The organism is Pseudomonas putida (assembly GCF_002741075.1).
In the GTDB taxonomy this organism is placed as follows: domain Bacteria; phylum Pseudomonadota; class Gammaproteobacteria; order Pseudomonadales; family Pseudomonadaceae; genus Aquipseudomonas; species Aquipseudomonas putida_T.
The window spans coordinates 5,460,845-5,480,063 of the sequence record NZ_CP016634.1; the positions used below are offsets into that span (position 1 = coordinate 5,460,845).

Annotated in this window: 21 protein-coding genes; 13 read left to right on the top strand and 8 right to left on the bottom strand. The window is 63.2% G+C overall.

Annotated elements, in window-relative coordinates:
* Positions 1-160 precede the first annotated feature (160 nt).
* Genes rfbB through IEC33019_RS25660 form a run of 7 tightly spaced genes read left to right on the top strand, consistent with a single transcriptional unit; the run spans position 161 to position 7,233 of the window.
* Positions 161-1,243 (top strand): dTDP-glucose 4,6-dehydratase, encoded by a 1,083-nt coding sequence (rfbB, locus tag IEC33019_RS25630; RefSeq protein WP_070090786.1) that lies wholly within the window; start codon positions 161-163, stop codon positions 1,241-1,243.
* Positions 1,240-2,115, top strand: coding sequence for a glucose-1-phosphate thymidylyltransferase RfbA (rfbA, locus tag IEC33019_RS25635; protein ID WP_070090787.1), 876 nt, complete (start codon positions 1,240-1,242; stop codon positions 2,113-2,115). The genes rfbB and rfbA overlap by 4 nt, the downstream gene beginning before the upstream one ends.
* Complete coding sequence (gene rfbC, locus IEC33019_RS25640; protein ID WP_070090788.1) at positions 2,112-2,657, top strand: dTDP-4-dehydrorhamnose 3,5-epimerase; 546 nt, start codon at positions 2,112-2,114, stop codon at positions 2,655-2,657. Before rfbA ends, rfbC begins: the two co-directional genes overlap by 4 nt.
* A 5-nt stretch (positions 2,658-2,662) precedes the next feature.
* Complete coding sequence (gene rfbD / locus IEC33019_RS25645; RefSeq protein WP_099594227.1) at positions 2,663-3,523, top strand: dTDP-4-dehydrorhamnose reductase; 861 nt, start codon at positions 2,663-2,665, stop codon at positions 3,521-3,523.
* A gap of 37 nt (positions 3,524-3,560) precedes the next feature.
* Positions 3,561-5,375 (top strand): sensor histidine kinase, encoded by a 1,815-nt coding sequence (locus IEC33019_RS25650; RefSeq protein WP_099594075.1) that lies wholly within the window; start codon positions 3,561-3,563, stop codon positions 5,373-5,375.
* A complete protein-coding gene (locus IEC33019_RS25655) occupies positions 5,372-6,781 on the top strand; it encodes a sigma-54-dependent transcriptional regulator (protein ID WP_070090790.1) in 1,410 nt (469 codons plus the stop codon). Before IEC33019_RS25650 ends, IEC33019_RS25655 begins: the two co-directional genes overlap by 4 nt.
* Entirely contained in the window at positions 6,778-7,233 is a 456-nt protein-coding gene (locus IEC33019_RS25660) for a YiiD C-terminal domain-containing protein (RefSeq protein ID WP_070090791.1), read from the top strand. Before IEC33019_RS25655 ends, IEC33019_RS25660 begins: the two co-directional genes overlap by 4 nt.
* Before the next feature lie 18 nt (positions 7,234-7,251).
* Here IEC33019_RS25660 and cysQ read toward each other — a convergent pair whose 3' ends face one another.
* Positions 7,252-8,085 (bottom strand): 3'(2'),5'-bisphosphate nucleotidase CysQ, encoded by an 834-nt coding sequence (gene cysQ / locus IEC33019_RS25665; RefSeq protein WP_070090792.1) that lies wholly within the window; start codon positions 8,083-8,085, stop codon positions 7,252-7,254.
* Positions 8,082-8,648, bottom strand: a complete 567-nt coding sequence (gene nudE / locus IEC33019_RS25670; RefSeq protein WP_070090793.1) for an ADP compounds hydrolase NudE — start codon at positions 8,646-8,648, stop codon at positions 8,082-8,084. Before nudE ends, cysQ begins: the two co-directional genes overlap by 4 nt.
* 64 nt (positions 8,649-8,712) lie before the next feature.
* On the opposite strand from nudE, the gene yrfG reads away from it, so the two are divergent.
* Positions 8,713-9,375, top strand: a complete 663-nt coding sequence (gene yrfG / locus IEC33019_RS25675) for a GMP/IMP nucleotidase (protein ID WP_070090794.1) — start codon at positions 8,713-8,715, stop codon at positions 9,373-9,375.
* Between the two features lie 86 nt (positions 9,376-9,461).
* Here yrfG and lysM read toward each other — a convergent pair whose 3' ends face one another.
* A complete protein-coding gene (gene lysM, locus IEC33019_RS25680) occupies positions 9,462-9,902 on the bottom strand; it encodes a peptidoglycan-binding protein LysM (RefSeq protein WP_043208319.1) in 441 nt (146 codons plus the stop codon).
* A gap of 172 nt (positions 9,903-10,074) precedes the next feature.
* Between lysM and fdhD the strand changes: the two genes are divergently transcribed.
* Positions 10,075-10,902: a formate dehydrogenase accessory sulfurtransferase FdhD gene (gene fdhD, locus IEC33019_RS25685; protein WP_070090795.1), complete on the top strand. Its 828-nt coding sequence runs from the start codon at positions 10,075-10,077 to the stop codon at positions 10,900-10,902.
* Positions 10,903-11,162: 260 nt separating this feature from the next.
* The gene (locus IEC33019_RS25690; RefSeq protein WP_070090796.1) at positions 11,163-11,645 is read left to right on the top strand and encodes a glycine zipper domain-containing protein; all 483 of its coding nucleotides are present in this window, start codon (positions 11,163-11,165) and stop codon (positions 11,643-11,645) included.
* 66 nt (positions 11,646-11,711) lie between these two features.
* Here IEC33019_RS25690 and IEC33019_RS25695 read toward each other — a convergent pair whose 3' ends face one another.
* From IEC33019_RS25695 to hslO, 3 genes are all read right to left on the bottom strand, one after another.
* The gene (locus IEC33019_RS25695) at positions 11,712-12,146 is read right to left on the bottom strand and encodes an acyl-CoA thioesterase (RefSeq protein ID WP_070090797.1); all 435 of its coding nucleotides are present in this window, start codon (positions 12,144-12,146) and stop codon (positions 11,712-11,714) included.
* A 180-nt stretch (positions 12,147-12,326) separates the two neighbouring features.
* Positions 12,327-13,868: a phosphoenolpyruvate carboxykinase gene (locus IEC33019_RS25700; protein WP_070090798.1), complete on the bottom strand. Its 1,542-nt coding sequence runs from the start codon at positions 13,866-13,868 to the stop codon at positions 12,327-12,329.
* A 179-nt stretch (positions 13,869-14,047) separates the two neighbouring features.
* Entirely contained in the window at positions 14,048-14,947 is a 900-nt protein-coding gene (hslO, locus tag IEC33019_RS25710; protein ID WP_070090799.1) for an Hsp33 family molecular chaperone HslO, read from the bottom strand.
* A gap of 108 nt (positions 14,948-15,055) precedes the next feature.
* Between hslO and IEC33019_RS25715 the strand changes: the two genes are divergently transcribed.
* Positions 15,056-15,856 carry a phosphatase PAP2 family protein gene (locus IEC33019_RS25715; RefSeq protein ID WP_070090800.1) on the top strand — a complete coding sequence of 267 codons (801 nt, stop codon included), beginning with the start codon at positions 15,056-15,058 and terminating at the stop codon, positions 15,854-15,856.
* A 28-nt stretch (positions 15,857-15,884) separates the two neighbouring features.
* Here IEC33019_RS25715 and IEC33019_RS25720 read toward each other — a convergent pair whose 3' ends face one another.
* Entirely contained in the window at positions 15,885-16,286 is a 402-nt protein-coding gene (locus IEC33019_RS25720) for an RNA-binding S4 domain-containing protein (RefSeq protein ID WP_070090801.1), read from the bottom strand.
* Positions 16,287-16,395: 109 nt separating this feature from the next.
* On the opposite strand from IEC33019_RS25720, the gene IEC33019_RS25725 reads away from it, so the two are divergent.
* Both IEC33019_RS25725 and rimK read left to right on the top strand, forming a co-directional pair.
* Entirely contained in the window at positions 16,396-16,878 is a 483-nt protein-coding gene (locus IEC33019_RS25725; RefSeq protein WP_070090802.1) for an ATP-dependent zinc protease family protein, read from the top strand.
* Complete coding sequence (gene rimK / locus IEC33019_RS25730; protein WP_043208300.1) at positions 16,875-17,780, top strand: 30S ribosomal protein S6--L-glutamate ligase; 906 nt, start codon at positions 16,875-16,877, stop codon at positions 17,778-17,780. The genes IEC33019_RS25725 and rimK overlap by 4 nt, the downstream gene beginning before the upstream one ends.
* A 76-nt stretch (positions 17,781-17,856) precedes the next feature.
* Here rimK and IEC33019_RS25735 read toward each other — a convergent pair whose 3' ends face one another.
* Positions 17,857-19,170 (bottom strand): ATP-binding protein, encoded by a 1,314-nt coding sequence (locus tag IEC33019_RS25735; protein ID WP_070090803.1) that lies wholly within the window; start codon positions 19,168-19,170, stop codon positions 17,857-17,859.
* Between the last annotated feature and the right edge of the window lie 49 nt (positions 19,171-19,219).

Below are 19,219 nucleotides of genomic sequence, written 5' to 3' on the forward strand. Positions count from 1 at the left end.
ATACAAGAGGCTGGCGATAAAAGCCTTGGCACGCAAAGGCTGTACCACACTGTCCGACTTTACCGGACAATGCCGCCGCACAAGCCGGATCTGACCGCAGCGACCCGGCCGACACGCTAAGCTCCACTGGAGCTTCCTTCAGACCCAGAGGTCCCTTCAGATGCGAATTCTCGTCACCGGTGGTGCCGGTTTCATCGGTTCCGCCCTGATCCGCCACCTGATCGACAATACCGAGCACGAGGTCCTGAACCTCGACAAACTGACCTACGCCGGCAACCTGGAGTCGCTGCAACGCATCGCCAGCAATACCCGCTACGAACTCGTCCAGGCCGATATCTGCGATGCGGCCACAGTCAGCACCGTGCTGGAGCGTTTCCAGCCCGACGCGATCATGCACCTGGCCGCCGAATCCCACGTGGACCGCTCCATCGATGGCCCGGCGGAGTTCATCCAGACCAACATCGTCGGCACCTACACCCTGCTCGAAGCCACCCGGGCCTGGTGGGGCCGCCTGCCATCACAGGCACGCGAGGCATTTCGCTTCCACCATATTTCCACGGACGAGGTCTACGGCGACCTGCACGGTGCCGATGAGCTGTTCACCGAGACCACGCCCTACGCGCCAAGCTCGCCCTATTCGGCGAGCAAGGCAGCGTCCGACCACCTGGTACGCGCCTGGCAGCGCACCTATGGCCTGCCGGTGCTGGTCACCAACTGCTCGAACAACTATGGCCCGTTCCACTTCCCCGAGAAGCTCATCCCGCTGATGATCCTCAACGCCCTGGCCGGCAATCCACTGCCGGTATACGGCGACGGCCAGCAGGTGCGCGACTGGCTGTTCGTCGACGACCACGCCCGTGCCCTGCTCAAAGTGGTGACCGAAGGTCAGGTCGGTGAGACCTACAACATCGGCGGGCACAACGAGCAGAAGAATATCGACGTCGTGCGCGCCATCTGCGCGCTGCTCGAAGAGCTGGCACCTGAGCACCCCACCGGCGTGGCCCGCTACACTGACCTCATCACCTTCGTCCACGACCGCCCCGGTCATGACCTGCGCTACGCCATCGACGCCAGCAAGATCGAGCGGAAGCTGGGTTGGGTGCCCGAGGAGACGTTCGAGAGCGGCCTGCGCAAGACCGTGCAGTGGTATCTGGACAACCTCCAGTGGTGCCGCCATGTCCAGGATGGCAGCTACCAGGGTGAACGCCTGGGACACTCCAACTTCAAGGATCTGATCGCATGAGCAAAGGTATTGTCCTGGCGGGGGGCTCCGGCACCCGCCTGCACCCCATCACGCTTGGCGTTTCCAAACAGCTGCTGCCTATCTATGACAAGCCGATGATCTACTACCCGGTCTCGGTACTGATGCTGGCCGGCATTCGAGACATCCTGTTGATCTCCACCCCCCGCGACCTGCCGCAGTATCGCCAGCTGTTCGGCGACGGCAGTCAGTTCGGCCTGCGGATCAGCTACGCCGAACAACCCTCCCCGGACGGACTGGCCCAGGCGTTCCTGATTGGCGAGCAATTCATCGGCAACGACCCGGTGTGCCTGATCCTGGGCGATAACATCTTCCACGGTCAAAGCTTCACCGAACAGCTGACCCGCGCGGCCAGCCACCCCTCGGGCGCGACGGTGTTCGGCTACTGGGTCAAAGACCCGGAGCGCTTTGGCGTGGTCGACTTCGACGATAAGGGCCAGGCATTGTCGATCGAGGAAAAACCTACCGCGCCCAAGTCCAGCTATGCCGTCACGGGCTTGTATTTCTACGACAACGACGTCATCGAGATCGCCAAGAGCCTGCGTCCGTCCCCCCGGGGCGAGCTGGAAATCACCGACGTCAACAATGCCTACCTCGATCGCGGCGACCTGCGCGTGGAGCGGTTCGGGCGTGGCTTCGCCTGGCTGGACACCGGCACCCACGAGAGCCTGCTGGAAGCCTCGCAGTACGTGCAGACCATCGAGAACCGCCAAGGCCTGAAAGTCGCCTGCCTGGAAGAAATCGCCTACCAAAAAGGCTGGATCACCCGTGACCAGTTGTTGGCCAAGGCGAACGAACTGAAGAAGACTGGTTACGGTCAGTACCTGAGCAAGATTGCCGAAGAGCCCACATGAACATCATCCCCACCGACATCCCCGACGTGCTGATCATCGAACCCAAGGTGTTCGGCGACAGTCGGGGGTTTTTCCTTGAAAGCTTCAACGCCCGGGATTTCGCCGCACACACCGGCCTGGACATCACCTTCGTCCAGGACAGCCACTCCTATTCGCGCAAAGGCGTGCTGCGGGGCCTGCACTACCAGGCCGAGAACACCCAGGGCAAACTCGTGCGCGTAGTGCGCGGCGAGGTGCTGGACGTGGCCGTCGACGTGCGTCGCAGTTCCCCGACCTGCGGCCGCTGGGTGAGCGCGCGCCTGTCGGCCGAGAACTTCCGCCAGCTGTGGGTACCACCAGGGTTCGCCCACGGTTTCGTGGTGCTGAGCGAGGAAACCGAGTTCCTCTACAAGACCACCGACTACTACAACCCCGCCGCCGAGCGCTGCATCCGCTGGGACGACCCGACCCTGACCATCGACTGGCAACTGCAGGCACCGCCGCAGCTGTCCGCCAAGGACCAGCTTGGCAAACTGTTCAGCGAGCTCGACCTGCTGCCATGAAACCACTGAAGATTCTCGTCTGCGGGCATAACGGCCAACTGGCCCAGGCCTTGGGGCCACAACTGGCCGAGCTGGGCGAAGTACTGCTGCTCGGACGCGATCGGCTCGACCTGGCCAACCCCGAGGGCCTGCGCGAGTCGGTGCGACAACTGGCCCCCGACCTGATCATCAACGCCGCCGCCCACACCGCAGTGGACCAAGCCGAGAGCGAGCCGGAGCTGGCCTTCGCCATCAACGCCGAAGGCCCGCGGGTATTGGCCGAGCAAGCGGCGCAACTGGGCGTGCCCTTGGTCCACTACTCCACCGATTATGTCTTCGACGGCGACAAAGCCAGCCCCTACACCGAAGCGGACACACCCAATCCGCTGGGCGTCTATGGGCGCAGCAAGCTGGCCGGCGAACAGGCCATCAGCGCGGTGGGCGGCGAGCACTTGATCCTGCGCACCAGCTGGATCTACTCGCGGTACGGGCGCAACTTCCTGCTCACCATGCAACGCCTGCTGCAGGAGCGCCCGCAGCTGCGCGTGGTCGACGACCAGATCGGCGCGCCGACCTGGGCCGGCACCCTCGCCGCCAGCACCCGTGCCCTCATCGAGCGTTGGCAGACCGGTCAGGCCGGCGCCTGGGGCATCTATCACCTGACAGCCCAAGGCGAGACGTCCTGGTTCGGCTTTGCCCAGGCCATTGCCGAGCAACTGCGCGCCCAAGGTCTGCCCTGCGCCGAGCTGCTGCCGATTCCGTCCAGCGAATACCCGACACCTGCGCGCCGACCGCTGAACTCACGCCTGGACTGTTCGCGCCTGGCCCGTGAGTGGCAGGTCCAACAGCCGCACTGGCACCAAGCGCTGATCGACTGCCTCAAGTAGCGCATAATTGCGCCAGATCCTTCTGGCGCATCCCTTGATGATTTCGACTTCCACGCCTCAACGCCGTCCACGCTGGCGCAGCCTTGCGCTGCTGGCTCTGTGCCTGGCTCCGTTGCTCTGGCCACTGCACCACCTGGCCGAGCGTTACTACCAGGAAGAACTGGCCTCCCAGAACCGCCAGACTCTCGACCTGTATGTCGCCAACCTCCTGGGTACCCTGCACCGCTACGAGACCTTGCCGCAGATCCTCGGCGACCTGCCGGCCCTGCGCGGTGCGCTCGACGACCCGTTCAAGACCGAAGCGGTGACCAATGCCAATCGCCTGCTCAAGGAAATCGTCGAGCAGACCGGAGCCGAAGTCATGTACCTGATGGACGTCAGCGGCAATACCCTGGCCGCCTCCAACTGGGACAAGCACGACAGCTTCGTGGGCCGCAACTTCGCCTTCCGACCGTACTTCCTCGAAGCCATGGAAGGGCGTTTAGGGCGGTTCTTCGGCCAAGGCACCACCTCGGCCAAGCGTGGCTACTTCTTCGCCGCAGCCGTGCATGACCGGGACAAGATCGTGGGCGTGCTGGTGGTCAAGGTCGACCTGGACCACACCGAAACCCTGTGGGGCCGTACCCCCGAGCAACTGCTGCTCACCGACCAGAATGGCGTGGTGGTGCTGACCTCACGGCCCGACTGGCGTTTTCGCGCCACCCGGACGCTGAGCGCCGCCGAGCGCGAGGCGATCGTCGCCATACAGCCCTACCCGACCCAGGCCCCGCAACCGCTCAACCTCAATCCGGCGGCCTGGCTGATCCAGACCCGCAGCATCAAGGAGACCGGCTGGCAAGTCAGCATCCTCGCCCCGCGCACGCTGGTCGACCGCTCCGTGCAGACGGTCATGGCCATCGGTGCCGGCGCCTTGCTGGTGCTGATGCTGCTGGCAGGCCTGGTGATGCAGCGCCGGCGCCACTACATCGATCGCATCGACTTCGAAGCACGCGGGCGCCAGGAACTGGAAAAGCGCGTGATGGAGCGAACCGCCGACCTCGAAGGCCTGAACACACGCCTGAAAAAAGAAGTGCTCGAACGCGAGCAGGCCCAGCAGGAGCTGGTCCGCGCGCAGGACGAGCTGGTCCAGGCCGGCAAACTGTCGGTGCTCGGCACCATGTCCGCCAGCATCAGCCATGAACTCAACCAGCCCTTGGCCGCCATCCGCAGCTATGCCGAAAATGCCGAGATCCTGCTCGACCACCAACGCACCGAGGATGCCCGTGGCAACCTCAAGCTGATCGGCGAGCTGACCGGGCGCATGGCCTCGATCATCACCCACCTGCGCGCCTTCGCCCGTCGCGATCGGCACGCCCCGGAAAGCGTCGCCCTGCAACCGGCGCTGGACGACGCCCTGGCGTTACTGGCCAAGCGCCGCCGGGCCATGGCCGTGGAGCTGATCCGTGACCTGCCCGATGCCACGCTGTGGGTCCAGGCCGGCGAGACCCGCCTGCGCCAGGTGCTCGGCAACCTGCTGGCCAATGCCCTCGACGCCCTGACCGAGAAAGCCAACCCCCGCAAGCTGTGGCTCAGTGCCGAAACCCGCGACGGCTACGTCTACCTGTACATCCGCGACAACGGGCCGGGCTTCAGCAGCCAGGCCTTGGCACACGCCAAGGAGCCCTTCTTCACCACCAAGACCCGCACCCAGGGCCTGGGACTGGGACTGGCGATCTGCGAAAGCCTGATGCGCGCCCTGGGTGGCGAACTGCTGCTGGGCAACCACCCAGAAGGAGGCGCCTTGCTCACCCTGCAGCTGCGCGTGGCCACACCCGGCGCCAACCTGCAACCTTCGGAGGACCCCTCGGCATGACGACCGAGACACTGATCGACAGCCGTACCCAGGTCATCCTGGTGGACGATGACCCGCACCTGCGCCAGGCCCTGAGCCAGACCCTGGACCTGGCTGGCCTGAAGGTCACGACGCTGGCCGATGCCCAGGGCCTGGCCGAGCGCATCGAACCGGATTGGCCTGGCGTGGTGGTCAGTGACATCCGCATGCCCGGCATCGACGGCCTGCAATTGCTGGAACAACTGCATGGACGCGACAACGACCTCCCTGTGCTGCTGATCACCGGCCACGGCGACGTGCCGCTGGCCGTGCAGGCCATGCGCGCCGGGGCCTATGATTTTCTCGAAAAGCCCTTTGCCAGCGATGCCCTGCTCGACAGTGTGCGCCGCGCCCTGGCCTTGCGCCGCCTGGTGCTGGACAACCGCAGCCTGCGCCTGGCCCTGAGCGATCGTCAGGAACTGGCCACACGCCTGGTCGGCCAGTCACCGGCCATGCAACGCCTGCGCGAGCAGATCGGCGCCCTGGCCGCGACCCGCGCCGATGTGCTGATCCTCGGCGAGACCGGTGCCGGTAAGGAGGTGGTAGCCCGCGCGCTGCACGATTTGTCGGGCCGTCGCGACGGGCCTTTCGTGGCGATCAATGCCGGTGCCCTGGCCGAGTCGGTGGTCGAGAGCGAGCTGTTCGGCCACGAGTCCGGCGCCTTTACCGGCGCGCAGAAGCGCCGCATCGGCAAGTTCGAGTTCGCCAATGGCGGGACGTTGTTCCTCGATGAAATCGAAAGCATGAGCCTGGATGTGCAGGTCAAGCTGCTGCGCCTGTTGCAGGAGCGGGTGGTGGAGCGCTTGGGTGGCAATCAGTTGATCCCGCTGGACATCCGCATCATCGCCGCCACCAAGGAAGACTTGCGCCAGGCCGCCGATCAGGGGCGTTTTCGCGCCGACCTGTATTACCGCCTGAACGTGGCACCGCTGCGCATACCGCCGCTACGCGAACGCGGCGACGATATCCTGGTGCTGTTCCAGCATTTCGCCGACGCCGCCAGCGAGCGCCACGGCCTGCCGGCCCATAGTCTGCAACCGGCCCAGCGCGCCCTGCTGCTGCGCCACGACTGGCCGGGGAACGTACGCGAGCTGCAGAACGCTGCCGAACGCTTCGCCCTGGGCCTCGAGCTGGCCCTAGATGGCCAACTGCCGAATACTCCTTCCACGATGGAGCCTGAGCGCATCGGCACGCTCAGCGAACAGGTCGAACAGTTCGAGCGGTCGTTGATCGCCACCGAGTTGGCCCAACCCCACAATTCCCTGCGCAGCCTTGCCGAAGCCCTCGGTATCCCGCGCAAGACGCTGCACGACAAACTGCGCAAGCACGGCCTGAACTTCGAAGGCGGCGCCAGCGGACACGACGATCAGGAGGAGAACCGCCCATGACCACCGACAGCCAGTACTTGCAGTCCGTGCTGCACAGCGACATCCCCCTGACACGGGAAATGGGCATGACAGTCATCGGCTGGGAGGAGCACCGCCTGCGCCTGCAACTGCCGCTGGCGCCCAACGTCAATCACAAGAGCACCATGTTCGGTGGCAGCCTGTACTGCGGCGCAGTGCTGGTGGGCTGGGGCTGGCTGCACTTGCGCTTGCGTGAGCTGGGTATCGATGACGGGCACATCGTCATCCAGGAAGGCCAGATCAGCTACCCGCTACCAGTCACCGGCACCGCCGTGGCGCATTGCGAAGCACCGGACGACAAGACCTGGGAACGTTTCGTGGCGATGTACCAGCGCCGCGGTCGGGCGCGCCTGACACTCGATACCGTGGTCTGCAACGCGGGCAGCGACGAACCCGCCGTGAGGTTCAGCGGGCAGTACGTGCTGCATCGATAAGCCCCGTTGCCAGGGGACTCAGCGGCCGATCGCCGCTGCCAACTGCAACAAAGCCGGTCGCCATGGGGCCGCGCCGGGCAGGGCCAGGAAGAAATCATTGAGCAAGGATTCGCGCGCCGGGTAGCGGAAGGGCTGGCCATCCAGCCCAATCACCTCGCCCCCGGCCCCTTCCAGCACGCCTTGGGCGGCAGCGGTATCCCATTGGGACGTCGGCGCCAGTCGCGGATAGCAATCTGCGGCACCTTCGGCCAAAAGACAGAACTTCAGCGAACTGCCGACATTGGCCAGCTCCAGCTCACCGACGGCGCTGCCCAGCCCGCCCAACAGGGCTTCCTGCTGGGGGCTGGAATGGCGTTTGCTCGCGACCACCGTGAAACGCCCACCCGCCGGGGGTTGCTGACGCACCCGGATCGGATCGGCGGCAGTATTTGCTTCGACGCGCCATGCGCCCAGCCCCCGGCCGCCGAAGTAGCAGCGGCCATTGGTCGGCATCGACACCACGCCAAACACCACTTCGCCCGCTTCGATCAAGGCGATGTTGACCGTGAATTCCTCGCTGCCGGCAATGAACTCCTTGGTACCATCGAGCGGATCGACCAACCACCAACGATGCCAAGCCTGGCGCTCGACCAGTGCAATGTCGCAATCCTCTTCCGAGAGCACCGGGATGTGCGGGGCCAGCGCCTGCAAGCCGTCCACGATGACCTGGTGAGCGGCGAGGTCGGCGGCAGTCACCGGCGAGTCGTCAGCCTTGGCGGTCACCGCCACATCGGCGCGCCAGAACGGCAGAATCGCCTCGCCCGCCAGGCGGGCCAGCTTCACCACGTCGTTCATCAGTTGTTGATCGTTCATACGCTGAGCAGCCCCCGCTGAATCATCAGGTCCCGGGCCAGGTACAGCGCCGCCAGCGCCCGGCCTTCGGAGAACTGCGGGTGCATGGCCAGCGCCGACAATTCACGCAAATTGACCTTGTCCACGCGCATCGGCTCGGGCTCATCGCCCTCCAATCGTTCTTCGTACAGGTCGGTAGCGAGTACCACCTGGATCTTCTGGCTCATGTAACCGGGCGACAGGGACAGTTCGGTGAGGTGTTCCAGTTGGTGCGCGCCGAAACCCGCCTCCTCCTTGAGCTCACGGTTGGCGGCTGCCAGCACGTCCTCGCCAGGTTCGATCAGGCCCTTGGGCAGGGACAATTCGTATTCGTCGGTGCCACCGCAGTATTCCTCCACCAGCACGGCATGCTCGGTGTCGAGCATGGCCACCACCATCACCGCGCCATAACCATTGCCGCGACCGACCAGGCGCTCGTAGGTCCGCTCGGTACCGTTGGAAAAACGCAACTGCACGGCTTCGACGCGGAACAGGCGACTGCTGGCGACGATCTCGCGGGCGAGGACGGTGGGTTTCTGGCGCATGGGGCGGCTCCTTGGCGTGAACGGGTTACTATACCGTGGCTTGCCAACCGAACGAGAGTTTCCCATGCCTGTTCTTCCCTGGTCCGCCATCGATACCGTCTTGCTGGACATGGATGGCACCCTGCTGGACCTGCACTACGACAACCAGTTCTGGCTGGAGCACCTGCCCCAGCGCTACGCCGAGCTCCACGGTGTCAGCCGGGCCATGGCCGAACTCGAGCTACAGCCGCTGTTCGAGCAACATGCGGGAACGCTCAACTGGTACTGCCTGGATTTCTGGAGCCGTGAGCTGAACCTGCCGATCCACGCGCTCAAACAGGAAATCGCCGACCTGATTGCCCTGCGCCCGGACGCCGACACCTTCCTCGCCGCGATCCGTCAGGCCGGCAAGCGCGTGATACTGATCACCAATGCCCATCGCGGCTCGCTGTCGCTGAAGTTGGAGCGGGTGGAACTTGCGCCCTATTTCGAGCGGCTGATCAGTTCCCACGACTACGGATTCCCCAAAGAGAGCCCACAGTTCTGGGACGCATTGCAAGCGGACATCGGCTTCGAGCCGGCGCGCAGCCTGTTCATCGACGACACCCTGGCGATCCTGCGCAGTGCGCGGCGCTTTGGCGTGGAGCATTTGCTGGCGGTGCGCCAACCCGACAGCAAGGGCGGGCCGCGCGATACCCAAGAGTTCGCGGCGGTGGAGGATTACCGCCAACTGCTGGAAGGTCTTTGAGAACGCATTCGCGGCTAAACCCGTTTCCACAGGGATCGCACGAAACCTGTGAAAACGGGTTTAGCCGCGAATAGGGCGAGAGGCAATCAGTCAGGAATGCGCAAAACCTGCCCCGGATAGATTTTGTCCGGATGCTTGAGCATTGGCTTGTTGGCTTCGAAGATCTTGTTGTACTTGTTGGCATCGCCATACTCGGCCTTGGCAATGGCGCTCAAGGTGTCGCCTTTCTTGACCGTGACGAAGCGCGCCGCTTGGGCCACGGGCCCTGTGACGGTGATCTGGTCGTCCACCGACGCCACGCCATCGATGTTGCCCGCCGCCAGGATGATCTTCTCCTTCTCTTCCTGGCTCGCCACCTCGCCCTTGAGCACGATCGTATCGCCTTGCACGGTGGCGGAAATGTTCGGGTTGCCCAGGCCGACGGATTCGACGTGCTTCTTGAGCTGCGCCTCGGCATTGGCGTTTCCGGGCGTCAGCAGGTCGATCAGTTTTTCACCGGCTTCCTTCACGAAACTGAACAGGCTCATGTCGCTCTCCTTGATGATCAAACATGGAAGCAGGAGTCTAGGACAGACTTGGCCAACCCGCCTCGCCAAGCCAATCGACGCGCTCTATCAGGGGATAGAACCTAGCGACTAGACGTCGTCCGCCCGCAAGCCTAGGCTTGTGCAGGTAACAAGCCGCCGGTAATCCGCTCCGATGAACAGCAAACCCCCAGTCTGCGCGGCGTCCATGCCCCTTATCTTGCCCGCCGCCAGTAATACCTACGATTACGTACAACTCACCGACGACGTGCGCGACACGACGCCGCTCGCCGAAGAAGTGGCCCTGGCCATCGTCTACAACGGCCTGAACCAGGCGGTGATGCTGGTCAGCCCTACCGATCTGGAAGACTTCGCCGTCGGGTTCAGCGTCGGCAGCGGCATCGTCGACAGCACTGACGACATCTATGATGTGAAGCTCTCTGGCAGCGGCTCGGCGCTATACGCCGACCTGGAAATCTCCAGCCGCGCCTTCTGGAACCTGAAGAACCAACGCCGGCAACTGGCCGGCACCAGCGGTTGCGGCCTGTGTGGCGTCGAGGCCCTGGAACAGGCGCTGCCGGAGCTGGCCACCCTTCCCGGCGCGCCCCTGCCCCCGGCGCAATGGCTGGCCGGACTGCGTCAACGCATCGATGCCTTCCAGCCCTTGGGCCAGCATTGCGGCGCGGTGCACGCGGCGCTGTTCATGGACCGTGAAGGCGAGCTGCTGCTGGGCCGTGAAGACATCGGGCGCCACAACGCCCTGGACAAGCTGATCGGTGCCCTGCTGCGCCAGCGCATCGATACCGACGGCGGCCTTGCCATCGTGACCAGCCGTTGCAGCCTGGAGCTGATCCAGAAGGTCCTGCGCGCCGGTATCCAGACCCTGGTCAGCCTCTCGGCACCGACCGGCCTGGCCCTGCAATGGGCCCGCAAGCACAACCTCAACCTGATCCACCTGCCCAAACACAGCGCACCGCGGGTGTACAGCCCGGTGGCGGAATAGCCGTAGCGGTGACTCGAACACGCCCACGACAACGGTCAAATCATCTGCTCGGCTGATGGCTAACAGCCATAAAAAAAGCCCTGTCCGCAGGGGCAGGGCTTGGTCTCAAGTAGCCTCAGACAAGCGAATTTCAATAAAGTTTCACCTAAAAAACAATAAGTTAGAGAATTGTGTACAAGTCGTGCAACTCGTCGGATTTCAATTGCCAGCCGCCTCGCCGAGCCTCACATTCGCCTCGTCATCCCTATGAGGCTCTCTTGATGAAGAAGTACTCCTCGATTCTGTTGTTGTCTTTCAGCTTGCTCAGCGGCGTTGCCATGGCCGGTGGCAATACCGAGGCCGGCATTGGCGGCGCATTGGGTGGGGTACTCGGCTCCGTAGTAGGCAACTCCATCGGTGGTAGCACCGGCGGCGCCATTGGTGCCGGCCTGGGCGGTGCGGCCGGTGGTGCCCTTGGTGCCGACAAGCGTCAGCGTGGTGAAGCGGCCATCGGTGGTGCTCTGGGCGCTGCCGGCGGCAACGTAGTCGGTCGCTCGATGGGCGGCACCACCGGTAGCTACATCGGTGCAGCCGCAGGCGGCGGTGCCGGTGGCGCCCTGGGTAACTACATGGGCAACAAGGCCGACGATGACGAGCGTCACGAGCGCCGCTACCGTCGTGATTATGACGACCGCCGTCATTGGGACCGAGGCCATCACTATGGCCACCGCAAGCACAAACGCCATTGGCGTTATGACGACTGATCCTTCAGTCAAGCAAAGGCCCTGCCCTGATCGGCAGGGCCTTTTCGTTTGTGTCGCTCTTGAGATTCAGTCGTTGAGCTGCAAGCCCATCAGGGACACCTGCAACGCATCAGGGAAGGTCACCGGGCTGCCGGAGGCACGTTCCACGAACACCTGCACCACTGTCCCCGCCGCGCAGGCTTGCGGCTCTCCGGGACGGAACAGCGCCAGGCGGTACTCCACCGTGCTGCCTGCCAGGCGCGTCACGCCCAGCCCCACCTCGAGCACATCGGGAAAGCCCGGCAAGGCATAGAACTGCGCCGCTGAACTGATCACCACACCCGCCAGCTCGCCGTCACGTAGGTCCAGCTCGGCCTGCTCGACGAGAAACGCCTGGATGGCCGTCTCGAAGTAGCCATGCACCGTCGCGCCGGCAATATGACCATTGACGTCGTTGTCCTGGGGGCGGGTGAGGATGGGATGGAAGTGGTTGAAGTGGCTGCGCTGAGGGGATTCGTTCATAAGTTACCCAGGCTTGGTTACACGAGTGGAGGTTGCGGCCGTCATTCAGGAGCATCTGGACTGCCCCGCAGCCCAATCGCCGGACAAGCCCACGATTGCTTCAGCGACCATACCATCGGCTCAGGACCTGAAACAAAAAAGCCGCCCCGAGGGGCGGCTTTTTCATCCGTGCTGGCGAGCTTACAGCTGCGGGCCAGCGGCCTTGATGGCCTCGGAGACTTCGAACTTCTTGAAGTTCTCGATGAACAGATTGGCCAGGCCTTTAGCGGCCTCGTCGTAGGCAGCCGAATCAGCCCAGGTATTGCGTGGGTTGAGCAGGACAGTCTCGACGCCCGGAACGGCCTTCGGCACGTCCAGGTTGATGATGTCCAAGTGCTCGGTCTCGGCACCGATCAAGGCACCGCTCTGGATCGCAGCGATCACGGCACGGGTGGTCGGAATGCTGAAGCGCTTGCCAACGCCGTAGCCACCGCCGGTCCAGCCGGTGTTGACCAGGTAGACCTTGGAGCCGAAGCCCTTGATGCGCTTGATCAGCAGTTCAGCGTACTCGCCAGCCGGACGCGGGAAGAACGGAGCGCCGAAGCAGGTGGAGAAGGTCGACTTGATGCCGCCGCCCGAACCCATTTCGGTGGAACCGACCAGCGCGGTGTAGCCGGACAGGAAGTGATAGGCCGCCTGCTCGTTGTTCAGGATCGAAACCGGAGGCAGAACGCCAGTCAGGTCGCAGGTCAGGAAGATGACCGCGTTCGGCTCGCCGCCCAGGTTCTTCTCGGAACGCTTCTCGACGTGCTCCAGCGGGTAGGCGGCGCGGCTGTTCTGGGTCAGGCTGCCATCGGCGTAGTCGGCGTGCTTGGCATCGTCGAGTACGACGTTTTCCAGCACAGCGCCATGCTTGATGGCTTTCCAGATGACCGGCTCGTTCTTCTCGGACAGGTCGATGCACTTGGCGTAGCAGCCGCCTTCGATGTTGAAGACAACGCCTTCGCCCCAGCCGTGCTCATCGTCACCGATCAGGTAACGGCTCTCGTCAGCCGACAGGGTGGTCTTGCCGGTGCCGGACAGGCCGAAGAACAGGGTCACATCGCCTGCTTCGCCGATGTTGGCAGCGCAGTGCATCGGCAGCACGTCGGCAGCCGGCAGCAGGAAGTTCTGCACAGAGAACATGGCTTTTTTCATTTCGCCGGCGTAACGCATGCCAGCGATCAGCACTTTCTTCTGGGCGAAATTGATGATGACGCAACCATCGGAGTTGGTGCCGTCGCGCTCTGGAACGCACTCGAAATTGGCGACGTTGAGCACTTGCCACTCTTCACGACCAGCCGGGTTGTACTGGGCCGGGTTGATGAACAGGCAACGACCGAACAGGTTCTGCCAGGCAGTCTGGGTGGTCATCTTGACCGCCAGGTAGTGCTCGGCGGCAGCGCCTACGTGGACGTGGGAAACGAAGTGCTCTTGGGCGTTGTTGAACGCCTCGACGCGAGCCCACAGAGCATCGAACTTGTCAGCCGGGAACTTGCGGTTGATCGGACCCCAGGCAATCGCACCGGAGGTGCTGGGCTCGTCGACGATGAAACGGTCAGCCGGCGAACGGCCGGTACGATGACCGGTTTTCACAACCAGTGCGCCAGTATCGGCCAGCTCGCCTTCACCGCGGGACAGCGCTTCTTTTACCAGCTCATCGACGGTCAGGTCGGTGTACACGGTGTTGTTGGCTTGCGTCATGAGATACCCCATCCGGCCCAAGGCCGAGTGCTCCAAACGTTTTGTAGTTGTCTATTTCAAACTACTACAGCGAAAAAAGTGGCCGGATTATGCCAGAAAAGCCCAAAAAAAGTAGGCCCCTCCTGTCAGAACTGCGCTTTTGCGCAATTCGACAGGAGTTTCTCCTGTAGTGAAGCGTTTCAGTGCTGAGTATCTGACGGCGCGTCGGTGCCACCACCTGCAAACAATTGCGCTACATCGCTCGCATCGAAGAAATAGCGCTCGTTGCAGAACTGGCAATCGATCTCAACCTTGCCACCACACTCCTCCACCAGCGCCTTGGCATCCTCCTCGCCGAGGCTGACCAACGCATTGCCGGAACGCTCGCGCGAGCAGCTGCAATGGAAGCGCAGAGGCTCGATGTCGAACAGGCGCACGGCGTCCTCATGGTAGAGGCGGTGCAGCAGGGTTTCGTTGTCCAGCGCCCACTCCTCGGGCTTGAGGGTGCCTGCCAGGGCCACGACATGCTGCCAGCTGCCTTCGCGCTCCTCTTCGTCGCGCTCACGATCGACCGGCAATTGCTGCAGCAGCAGGCCACGGGCCTTGCCACCGTTGGCGTCGAGCCAGAAACGTGTGTTGAGCTGCTGCGACTGGACAAAGTAGTTGGTGAAGCATTCCGACAGATTGGCACCATCGAGGTCCACGGTGCCCTGGTAGCGCTGGCCCTTGATCGGATCGATGGTCAAGGTCAGGTGTCCGTCGGGCATCAGCTGCGCCAGGGTGGCGTCAGCGGGAATCTGGTCCGCCTCATAACGCGCCATGCCGCGGATATCCCGGTCGCTGGAGCACTCGACCATCAACAGAGGGATCGGCCCCTGAGAGCGCGCCTGAAGCACCAGCAGGCCGTCGAACTTGAGTGCCCCCACCAGCAATGCGGTGGCTGCCATCAGCTCGCCGAGCAGCGCGGCGACAGGCTGAGGGTAAGGATGACGGGCCAGCACTTCGGCATAGCTCTGATCGAGCGCCACCCACTCGCCGCGGATATCGCGGTCGTCGAAGATGAAGCGTTGGGTGAAGTCGGTATCCGGCAAATCGCTCATAGGTTTTGGCTATCTGAAAATGATGACAAAATGGTTACAGGGAATTACGACTCCCGTGGCAGAGCGTCCACGAGACGCTCTTAACCCCGCTGGTAATAGAGGTATTTTATGGACAATCGACCACTGTTCCAAGCAAGGTGGTCCTGGGGACCCCTGGTAGCCTGTACCCTGCTGCCTGTTGCTCTACTGTGTTTCTGGTTATGGCCTTTTGGCCAGATCCTGTGCCTGACTTTAGACGAGTGGCTGTTCCACAGCCTCAATGCGCCTTTGGCCGACAATACCGCCTGGCGATACGTCTGGACTGTAGGCAGCCTGCGTCCCTTCGACATTGTCGTCGGTCTGATCCTGTTGGCCCTGTTGATCCGGGGCAATTGGGTATTCAAGGCAACTCAGGTGCGCGAAGCCTTCTTTGGTTTTCTGGTCACGCTTTTCCTCTTAGTGGTGGTTCGCGTGCTGTTTTCCAAGTGGGTGGCGCTCATGGGCTGGCAACACAACAGCCCATCGATGGTCCTCGACAACGTGGTCCATCTGAGCGACTACTATCCGAACCTGGAAGCCAAGTGGGAACTCAAGGACCGCTCCAGCCAGAGTTTTCCGGGCGATCACGCCTCGGTGCTGTTGATCTGGGCGCTGTTCATGAGCCTGTTCAGTCGAAGCGTGGTACAGCGGCTGGTGATCTGGGGCCTGGCCGTGCTGTTCATGCTGCCGCGCCTGGTGGCGGGCGCCCATTGGGGCCAAGACGACTATATCGGCGGATTGCTGATGGCCGTGCTGGCCCTGGGCTGGAGCTGCCACACGCCGCTGGCGGCCAAGGCCAGCGCGACGTTACTGCGCTGGACGGCCCCCCTGTTCGGGAGGCTGGCGCAACTGCCGCTGGTGGGCAGGATGAGCGTCGTTCGGATGGCCTGAATGGCCTTGGGGGCCGTTGCACGGCCCCTCATTCATAGCTGCCGTGCAACTGGTGAATCTGACGCCGCTGCTTCTTGGTCGGTCGCCCATCGGTGGTCACACCGATCGCGCCGGCCTTGCGCATCTCGGCCACCTGCTCACGGCGCCGAACGCTTTCTTCGGTCTCTTCGTACAGGGTCTGCGCCTGCGGGGCGCCGCGGCGCACATCCGACAATGCCTTGACCACAACGGTGCGTTCATCGAATCCCGTACGCAGCACGAATTCATCACCCACCCGAGGCTCCTTCCCCGGCTTGCAGCGCTCACCCCGGCAATGCACTTTGCCACTTTCGATGGCCGCCTTGGCCAAGGCGCGCGTCTTGTAGAACCGCGCCGCCCAAAGCCATTTGTCCAGGCGCACCTTGTCGTCTTCTTCCGCTTTATGGGTCATCCCGCTACCTCGAATTCTGTCTTTCACGGAACTGTACTACCGTAACTTGCGGATGCAAAAAGTCCGTGCCGTGCTTACAGTTCACCACCTCATTCGCAGGGTGTGTTTCGTGAAGACATTTGACCATCTGACTGTAATCGGTTTGCGCGAGTGGGTCGCTCTGCCCGACCTCGGTCTGGCGGGCCTGCGCGCCAAGATCGATACCGGCGCCAGCACCTCAAGCCTGCATGCCACGGACGTCGAGCCTTTCGAGCGCGACGGCCAGCCGTGGGTGCGTTTCACCGCTCATCTGGGCTCGGTGGTGCAATTGCGCCACCGCCGCTGCGAGGCACCCCTGGTCACGATGAAAACCATCAAGAGCTCCAACGGCCAGGCCCAGGTCCGCTATGTGATCCGCACGCCACTGGCGCTGGGCGACCGCGTCTGGGAAGTGGAATTCACCCTGGCCTGTCGCAAGAACATGCGCTATCGCCTGTTGCTCGGCTCCAAGGCACTGATCCACGGCCAGCTGGTGGTCAACCCTGGCCTGAAATATGTTCAGGACAAACCGGCTTTTCCAGTCACCCTTTCCCCTGTCACAGGTGCTGCATGAAGATCGCTGTGCTGTCGCGCAATCCGCGTCTGTATTCCACCCGCCGCCTGGTCGAAGCCGGTACCCAGCGTGGCCACGAGATGGTGGTGATCGATACCCTGCGCGCATACATGAACATCGCCAGCCACAAGCCACAGATCCATTATCGCGGCAAGCCGCTGGAAGGTTTCGATGCGGTCATCCCGCGCATCGGAGCGTCCGTCACCTTCTATGGCTGCGCGGTACTGCGCCAGTTCGAGATGATGGGCGTCTATCCACTCAACGAATCGGTAGCCATCGCCCGTTCGCGCGACAAACTGCGCTCCCTGCAGCTGCTGTCGCGTCGTGGCATCGGCCTGCCCATCACAGGTTTCGCCCACTCGCCGGACGACATCCCCGACCTGATCCAGATGGTCAATGGTGCCCCCTTGGTGATCAAGGTGCTTGAAGGTACCCAGGGCATCGGCGTGGTGCTGTGCGAAACCACCAAAGCTGCCGAATCGGTGATCGAGGCGTTCATGGGCCTGAAGCAGAACATCATGGTCCAGGAGTACATCAAGGAGGCAGGCGGTGCCGACATCCGCTGCTTCGTCGTCGGCGACAAGGTCATCGCATCGATGAAGCGCCAGGCCAAGCCTGGCGAGTTTCGCTCCAATCTGCATCGCGGCGGCGTGGCCAGCCTGATCAAGATCACCCCCGAAGAACGCATGACCGCCATTCGCGCGGCCAAGGTCATGGGCTTGAGCGTGGCGGGGGTGGATATCCTGCGCTCCAATCACGGGCCGTTGGTGATGGAGGTGAACTCCTCGCCGGGGCTGGAGGGAATCGAAGTCACGACCGGCAAAGACGTGGCCGGGATGATCATCGAACATCTGGAGAAGAACGGCGGGCCGAACCAGACCCGGACCAAAGGCAAGGGCTGAACGGCTTCGCAGGTAGATCGGGCCGGCGGTCAGGCGCCCCGATCTACCGCCGAACAGGCCAATCCAGCCCGTAAACTCAGACGGCGTTACGTGGCAACAGCAGCCCCAACGGCAGCCTTACCCGCGCTTCGATGCCGCCCCCGGAGCGATTGCGCAACTCGACATTGCCTCCGTGCTGGGCCGCAATCCGCTTGACGATCGCGAGCCCCAGCCCGGTGCCTTTGCCCCCTCGGGCACGATCTCCACGAATGAACGGGTTGAAGATGGTCTCCAGCTCCGACTCGTCGATACCTGCCCCTCGGTCCAGCACGCTAAGCACTACATAGGGCGCACTCTGGTCACCCGAAACGTAGGCCGCCACTTCGACCCCCTTGCCAGCATGATGCAAGGCATTGCCGATCAGGTTGCCCAGCATGCGCTTGAGCGACACCCGACGCAGCGGGAACGGCGGAATCGGCTCCAGGCACAGGCGCACCCGCTCCTCTGGCTGGTTGTAGGGCGCCACCACTTCACGCACCAGCGCGCCCAGGTCCACCTCTTCCACCGGCTCGTCCCGACCATCGCGGATGAACGCCAGGAACTGGTCGAGAATCGCGTCCATGTCCTCGATGTCACGGACCATGTCATCGGTCAGCTCGCTGTCGTTGGCCATCAACGACAGCGACAGGCGCAGACGAGTCAGCGGGGTGCGCAAGTCATGGGAAACCCCCGCCAGCATCAATTCACGCTCACGCCCGGCCTGCTCGACGTCCTCGGCCATCTGGTTGAAGGCTCTGTACACCTCGGTCATCTCGCTCGGCGTGTCGCTGATCGGCAGACGCACACTGCGCCCCTGACCCAGTTGCCGGGCGGCGAACACCAGTCGCTTGAGCGGCTGGTTGAGCTGACGCACGAAGATCCACGCCGAAGCAGTGGACAACAAGCCGATAGCCAGGAACCAACCCAGCACGTTCCAGATCTTTTGCCCCCGCAGCGGGTGGGGGTACAACGGTACCTTCAGCCAACCCGGGCCCAGGCTCGGTGCGTTGACCCACAAGGCGGGCGGCGCATGAATGCGCAGCCGCACCTCGGTGTCATCGCCCAGTTCGGCCTGCATCTGGCGCTGGTAGATCTCGCTGTACGGCCAATGTTGCTCTCCCTCTGGGACACCGGAGCCGGTGACCCGGATCAACCCCGCCGCCTGCGCGATCTTGTCGCGGTTTTCTTCGTCGGCGGCCCAATAGGCGCGTAGCGTGAGCGCAACACCATGGCTGTACTGGCGATCGACCAGCACGTCCTCGTTCATCAGCAGGTACACCAGCGTCAGGGCCTTGGAGAACAGGACGACGATCAACACCAGCCACAAGGTGCGGGCGAAGAAGCTTTGCGGGAACCAAAGAGGCGTTTTCATCTGGACAACTACTGCGCTGCGTTCACGGGCGGGGCTCGACAGGGTGCAG

Bases quoted from the DNA above. Each gene is read 5' to 3' on its own strand.
- rfbB (WP_070090786.1), top strand. From the start codon at position 161: ATGCGAATTCTCGTCACCGGTGGTGCCGGTTTCATCGGTTCCGCCCTG.
- rfbA (WP_070090787.1), top strand. From the start codon at position 1,240: ATGAGCAAAGGTATTGTCCTGGCGGGGGGCTCCGGCACCCGCCTGCAC.
- rfbC (WP_070090788.1), top strand. From the start codon at position 2,112: ATGAACATCATCCCCACCGACATCCCCGACGTGCTGATCATCGAACCC.
- IEC33019_RS25650 (WP_099594075.1), top strand. From the start codon at position 3,561: ATGATTTCGACTTCCACGCCTCAACGCCGTCCACGCTGGCGCAGCCTT.
- IEC33019_RS25655 (WP_070090790.1), top strand. From the start codon at position 5,372: ATGACGACCGAGACACTGATCGACAGCCGTACCCAGGTCATCCTGGTG.
- IEC33019_RS25660 (WP_070090791.1), top strand. From the start codon at position 6,778: ATGACCACCGACAGCCAGTACTTGCAGTCCGTGCTGCACAGCGACATC.
- cysQ (WP_070090792.1), bottom strand. From the start codon at position 8,085: ATGAACGATCAACAACTGATGAACGACGTGGTGAAGCTGGCCCGCCTG.
- nudE (WP_070090793.1), bottom strand. From the start codon at position 8,648: ATGCGCCAGAAACCCACCGTCCTCGCCCGCGAGATCGTCGCCAGCAGT.
- yrfG (WP_070090794.1), top strand. From the start codon at position 8,713: ATGCCTGTTCTTCCCTGGTCCGCCATCGATACCGTCTTGCTGGACATG.
- lysM (WP_043208319.1), bottom strand. From the start codon at position 9,902: ATGAGCCTGTTCAGTTTCGTGAAGGAAGCCGGTGAAAAACTGATCGAC.
- fdhD (WP_070090795.1), top strand. From the start codon at position 10,075: ATGAACAGCAAACCCCCAGTCTGCGCGGCGTCCATGCCCCTTATCTTG.
- IEC33019_RS25690 (WP_070090796.1), top strand. From the start codon at position 11,163: ATGAAGAAGTACTCCTCGATTCTGTTGTTGTCTTTCAGCTTGCTCAGC.
- IEC33019_RS25695 (WP_070090797.1), bottom strand. From the start codon at position 12,146: ATGAACGAATCCCCTCAGCGCAGCCACTTCAACCACTTCCATCCCATC.
- IEC33019_RS25700 (WP_070090798.1), bottom strand. From the start codon at position 13,868: ATGACGCAAGCCAACAACACCGTGTACACCGACCTGACCGTCGATGAG.
- hslO (WP_070090799.1), bottom strand. From the start codon at position 14,947: ATGAGCGATTTGCCGGATACCGACTTCACCCAACGCTTCATCTTCGAC.
- IEC33019_RS25715 (WP_070090800.1), top strand. From the start codon at position 15,056: ATGGACAATCGACCACTGTTCCAAGCAAGGTGGTCCTGGGGACCCCTG.
- IEC33019_RS25720 (WP_070090801.1), bottom strand. From the start codon at position 16,286: ATGACCCATAAAGCGGAAGAAGACGACAAGGTGCGCCTGGACAAATGG.
- rimK (WP_043208300.1), top strand. From the start codon at position 16,875: ATGAAGATCGCTGTGCTGTCGCGCAATCCGCGTCTGTATTCCACCCGC.
- IEC33019_RS25735 (WP_070090803.1), bottom strand. From the start codon at position 19,170: ATGAAAACGCCTCTTTGGTTCCCGCAAAGCTTCTTCGCCCGCACCTTG.